The sequence below is a fragment of the Nocardia sp. NPDC058497 genome, from assembly GCF_042720195.1.
Lineage (GTDB): Bacteria > Actinomycetota > Actinomycetes > Mycobacteriales > Mycobacteriaceae > Nocardia.
The window spans coordinates 1-4,556 of the sequence record NZ_JBHXMY010000109.1 but is presented as its reverse complement, the minus strand read 5'-3'; the positions used below and the strand labels follow the sequence as shown (position 1 = coordinate 4,556).

Sequence of the window (4,556 nt, the reverse complement as noted above, 5' to 3'; positions counted from 1 at the left end):
GCCGGGGGGCTTGCCCCCTATATCGGTCGAGGGTGCTTCGGTGTCCGCGGTGAGCCGTTCGATCATCGCGTCGCCTCCTTGGCCATCTTCAGCACCGGCAGCAGCCGGGGCAGACGCATGGCCAGCCCCGAAAGCTTCACGTGGTAGGCGTGTTCGACGACTCCGGTGCCCTGCCGTACTCGGTCGCCGTGTTCGCATTCGAACCCGAACTGGGTCTCTTCGATGAACAGGCCCTTCTTGTAGAGCGGGATGCGAGCGCGGGCGCGGCCGGAGATCAGATAGGTCTCGACGTCGGTGTGGATTCGCAGTCGCACGGCTTCGGGCCGGTGCGGATCCGCGCCGGAGTACTCGATGCCGACCTCGCGCACCAGGCGCACCGGATCGGTCGCGGACGCGTCGAAGACGTACCCGGTCGGCGTTCTCACCCCGCCGATATCGGTGAGCGTGGCGTTGAAAGCCAGATCATCGCCGAAGTGGCCGACGATCCATTCCCAGCCCCGAATGCCGTTCCAGTCACGCACACCCCAGGACTTGTCCCGTTGGCCGAGCCCGGAGATCCGCGCCGTGCGACCGTTGACCCGGATCTCGCCCTCCACCCGGCCGGACTGCTCGAAATGGCGCTGAACCTCGGTCTTGTCGCCGGGAAAGCCGGCGTGGAAGTCGACAGCGGGGGTACTCGACCGCCAGACCAGGTCCAGTGCATCGCGGCCGCGTAGCGAGATTCGCCAGCATCGCAGTGGTTCGACCATCGTGTAGGTCAGGCGGCCGACGGTGAGACCGTCCGCGACCGGCCTGCGCGCGGCCTCCGGTGACAGATCGACCCCGACCGCGCCGTACACCAGTTCCGGCGCACCGTCGTGCAGCATGACGACCACCGCGTCACCCGTGCCCGACGCGTGGTCGACCCCGATTCGGGTCAGGCCGAACGACCTGCCGTCCGCGGTGGACCAATTGAAATAGAAGCTCTCCTGCCAGTGCGGGCTCCGGCCCGATTCGTGCATTTCTTCGTCCGACTCGGTGATCAGTGGAATGTCCTTTCAGGAGCCCAGTGTGGGCAGGGTGCGGAAGTGCTCGACCAGGGCGGCCGAGCCGTTGCCGGTCGTGCCGGGGTTTTCGGTGAACTTGAAGGCGAGGAAGTCCACGAGGTGCGCGCCGCCGGTCGTGGTCCAGGTCTGGGCGGGGATGTCGCCCATGGCGGTGCAGGCGGTGCGTACCTTCGTCGGATAGGCGAAGCCCGCGACCTCGGCGTAGTCCGACAGGCGCATGGCTGTTCCGCCGATCGGGCCGTTCGCCCGGCAGAAGCGGGTACCGCGCGTCCACTTCGACCAGCACGCCGTGGTAGTTGTTGTGGCTGTCGACGACGCCACCCATCACCTTGGCCGCGCCGTCCGGCTCGTGTGAACCGCCCCATTCCCAGCCGGTGTAGGTCTGGTCGGCCAGATCGAAGTCGCCCCAGTTGTGGTCGTGGTAGCCGCGCCAGCCGTCGATGCTGATCGGGCCGGGCGCGCCTGCGGGGAGGATCCACCCGGACGTTGTCGAGGTCGCGATGGCGTTGGTCCAGGCCATCCACTGGTTGTCGTAGACACTCGGGCCCGAAGTGACACCGGGTTTGATGTCGTCGAACCAGATGTCGCCGGAGACCCCGTTGTACGCGAAGGTCAGGTGGTACGCCCGGCGATCGCTGTCGTAGCGGAAGCAGCCGGCGTTGCTGCATGCGGACGGCTGCGACGTGGCTGCCGGCGGGGTCGTCGGGGACGTGAGGTGGTTCTTGTTGCCCACCGCGTCGTACCAGAAAGTGGTGACCTGTGGGATCGGGACCGACTGCTGGGCGTAGATGAACGCCTCCCCGGTAGCCGGGTTCATGACGTTGAAATACCACCATTCGGTGCGCGACCCGGGATGCGGTCCGTCGTCGGCCGGAGTCGCGACGGTGATCGCGAATTCGGGCAGCGCGCCCGCTTGTTGTGGCGCGACCGCGCCCATGGCCAAGGCCAACGCCGCGGTGGCGAGTGTTGTCGCGATTCGAGTCATTGTGCGTACCTCCGGCACCTGATTCCCCCGCCAAGCTGACAGGTGTCAGGTTATGGTTGGCCGAAATTCGAGTTCAACTCGTATTCAAGGGTTTCGACGAGGAGGCCGCGATGCCGGCGAAGAGGCGAGCAGGCACCCGAAATACACCGCAGCAGCAGCGCTCCGAGGCCATGGTCGAGCGGATCATCGAGGCGGGGGCTCGTGTTCTGCTCAGGTACGGATACGAGGGCGCCTCCACCAACAAGATTGCCGCCGAAGCGGGGGTCAGCCCGGGCTCGCTGTACTACTACTTCAGCGAAAAGGACGATGTGATCCGCGGTGTGCTCGACCGCTTTCTCCTCGCGCTCGGGAATTCGCTCACCGCCACCACCGCGCGTCTCGACCGGGTCGACCGGGCGGTGTTCGAGCAGATCGTGGAGACCATGCTCACCGTTCTCGAACAGAACCGCCGTCTGCTTGAAGTGACCGTCGACGAAGCGCCCCGGCTGGTGTCCCCGAAGACACGCGAGGCGATCCACGTGCGACTGGAGGAGCACATGCGCACGGCCTTCCTCCTCTTGGGAACGCCGCTGCGCGGCACCCGGCTCGACACCGGTTGCTGGCTGGCCACCCAGCTGTGCCTGAACTTGCCGGTCCGCTATGTCCTGAGCAGGCCGGCTATTCCGCGCGATGCCTTCGTCGACAGCCTGGCCGACCAGATCGGCGTGCTCGCCGGCCTCCCGGCCGATCGCGCCGGGTAGCGTGACGCGGTGCGCACCCGTTTGGTCGAGGACGATGTACTACTTGACCTCATCCTCGAGGCGTTCGCGGACTCGGGTTTCGAGGGCACGTCGCTGCGCTCGCTGTGCCGTCGTCTCCGGGTCAACCACAATCTGATCTACGAACGATTCCAGTCCAAGGAAGGCGCCTGGACCGCCGCCGTCGACCACGGCTTCGCCCGCATCGATCAGGACGTGTTCCGGCCGCCGGTCGAGACCGGAGGTCCGGTGGAGCTGGTTCGTACACTCATGCGCCGGTGGGTCGACATCACCATCGATCAACCCGCGCTCGCGCGCGTCATCCATCAGGAATCGGCGCGACCCGGCCCGCGCTTCGATTACATGCGTGACACCTACATCGTCCCGGTCCAGCACCGGGCGCACGCGGTCCTGGCGCGCGCGCAGCGAGACGGTGTGTTCCGGCCGGGCGCGGTCTCGACCGCGTACTTCTTCCTCAATACGTGGGGTGTCGGTGGCATCGCGGCCTCGCAGGGCCTCGTTCCGCAGCTGGGTGGTTCCGAGGTCGACGCCCGCGAGGCCGCGTATCTCGCGATCGAGATCGTTCTCGACGGGATGCGCGTCTCGCCCGGACCGCAGTGACGCAGGTCCCCGGTTTCGTAGGCTCGGCAGGGTGACCCCACGCCACCTGGTCGATGTCCACATCCTCCTGATCCGCGACGATCGGATCTTGCTGAGCCTGCGCCGCAGCGGGGACAAGTACGACAATCGCTGGCATCTGCCCTCGGGGAAGCTCGAAGCGGGCGAGTCCGCCGCAGTGGGCGCGGTGCGCGAAGCCATGGAGGAGATCGGGGTCGAGCTCGAGCCCGCCGCTCTTCGGCTCGTCCACGTCGCCCATGTGACCGCCCCGGGCCGCGATTCACGACTCGGCCTGTTCTTTCGCGCCGAGCGCTGGCGGGGCGAGCCTTTCAATAGGGAACCCGACAAATGCTATGCGCTGCAATGGTTTCCACTGAATGATCTCCCCGCCGACCTGATCGAATATTCGGCGCTCGGGATTGCCGCGCTCAATTCAGCGGCGCCCTATTCCGAATTGGGCTGGGAATAGTCACAACTGGCGTTCGCCAGAAACTGTGAGAGTGGACGGGTGAGCTGCTCGACGGTCGCGGGCCGATCCGCGCGCAGACCGGCGAAGCGGTCGAAGACCAGTCCCTCCAGCAGGGCGAGGAAGTCCCCTGCCGCGGCCGCGGGGTCGGTGGCGCCGAGCGCGGTGAACAGCTCGGTGGCGCGCTCCAGAGAGAACAGGCTGCCCGCCAGGCGGGCGTGCAGGTCGGGGTCGGAGAGCACCTCGATGATCAGCGCGTGCCTGGCGATCAGCTCGTTGCGGCGATGTTTCAGCAGGTGATCGAGCCAGGCGGCGATGTCGCGGGCAATGTCGGCCGTCGGTTCGCGCTGTGCGGCAGCGAAGTCGGCGCGGGAGCGGGCGGTGATGCCGTGGGCGACCCCTTCGATCAGGGCGTGCCTGGTGCGGAAGTAGTAGGACGTTGAGCCCGCGGGCAGCTCGAGCTGGGTATCGACCGCGCGGTGGGTGAGTGCGCGGATGCCGCGTGTCGCGATGAGATCGATTGCGCCAGTCACGATCTGGCCGCGCCGTTCTGTGGACATCGTCACCTTCTCTGGTCGGCTGCCGCCGCCGGGGCGGGAAAAAATTAGGTTGGAGGGGGTTGTTTTTTTTTATGGGCCGGAGGGGGTGTTGCACGCCCCCCGGGGGGGGCGCGCCCCCCCGCCCCCCCCCCCCCCCCCCCCCCC

8 protein-coding genes are annotated in these 4,556 nt (G+C 67.1%); 5 read left to right on the top strand and 3 right to left on the bottom strand.

Annotation, left to right across the window (positions count from 1 at the left end):
- Positions 1-62: 62 nt before the first annotated feature.
- Entirely contained in the window at positions 63-1,001 is a 939-nt protein-coding gene (locus ACFWPJ_RS10530) for a hypothetical protein (protein WP_378849511.1), read from the bottom strand.
- A 36-nt stretch (positions 1,002-1,037) separates the two neighbouring features.
- Positions 1,038-1,265 carry a hypothetical protein gene (locus tag ACFWPJ_RS10525; protein WP_378849509.1) on the bottom strand — a complete coding sequence of 76 codons (228 nt, stop codon included), beginning with the start codon at positions 1,263-1,265 and terminating at the stop codon, positions 1,038-1,040.
- Between ACFWPJ_RS10525 and ACFWPJ_RS10520 the strand changes: the two genes are divergently transcribed.
- The 5 genes from ACFWPJ_RS10520 to ACFWPJ_RS10500 all read left to right on the top strand — a co-directional run bounded on the left by ACFWPJ_RS10520 (position 1,264) and on the right by ACFWPJ_RS10500 (position 3,855).
- Entirely contained in the window at positions 1,264-1,401 is a 138-nt protein-coding gene (locus tag ACFWPJ_RS10520) for a hypothetical protein (protein ID WP_378849508.1), read from the top strand. The genes ACFWPJ_RS10525 and ACFWPJ_RS10520 overlap by 2 nt on opposite strands.
- A gap of 484 nt (positions 1,402-1,885) precedes the next feature.
- A complete protein-coding gene (locus ACFWPJ_RS10515; RefSeq protein WP_378849507.1) occupies positions 1,886-2,053 on the top strand; it encodes a hypothetical protein in 168 nt (55 codons plus the stop codon).
- 148 nt (positions 2,054-2,201) lie between these two features.
- On the top strand, positions 2,202-2,771 hold the full coding sequence (locus ACFWPJ_RS10510; protein WP_378849505.1) for a TetR/AcrR family transcriptional regulator: 570 nt from the start codon (positions 2,202-2,204) through the stop codon (positions 2,769-2,771).
- Between the two features lie 9 nt (positions 2,772-2,780).
- A complete protein-coding gene (locus ACFWPJ_RS10505) occupies positions 2,781-3,389 on the top strand; it encodes a TetR/AcrR family transcriptional regulator (protein WP_378849504.1) in 609 nt (202 codons plus the stop codon).
- A gap of 31 nt (positions 3,390-3,420) precedes the next feature.
- The gene (locus ACFWPJ_RS10500) at positions 3,421-3,855 is read left to right on the top strand and encodes an NUDIX domain-containing protein (protein WP_378849503.1); all 435 of its coding nucleotides are present in this window, start codon (positions 3,421-3,423) and stop codon (positions 3,853-3,855) included.
- Here the strand turns inward: ACFWPJ_RS10500 and ACFWPJ_RS10495 are convergent.
- Positions 3,831-4,412 carry a TetR/AcrR family transcriptional regulator gene (locus tag ACFWPJ_RS10495; RefSeq protein ID WP_378849501.1) on the bottom strand — a complete coding sequence of 194 codons (582 nt, stop codon included), beginning with the start codon at positions 4,410-4,412 and terminating at the stop codon, positions 3,831-3,833. The genes ACFWPJ_RS10500 and ACFWPJ_RS10495 overlap by 25 nt on opposite strands.
- Positions 4,413-4,556: the final 144 nt, after the last annotated feature.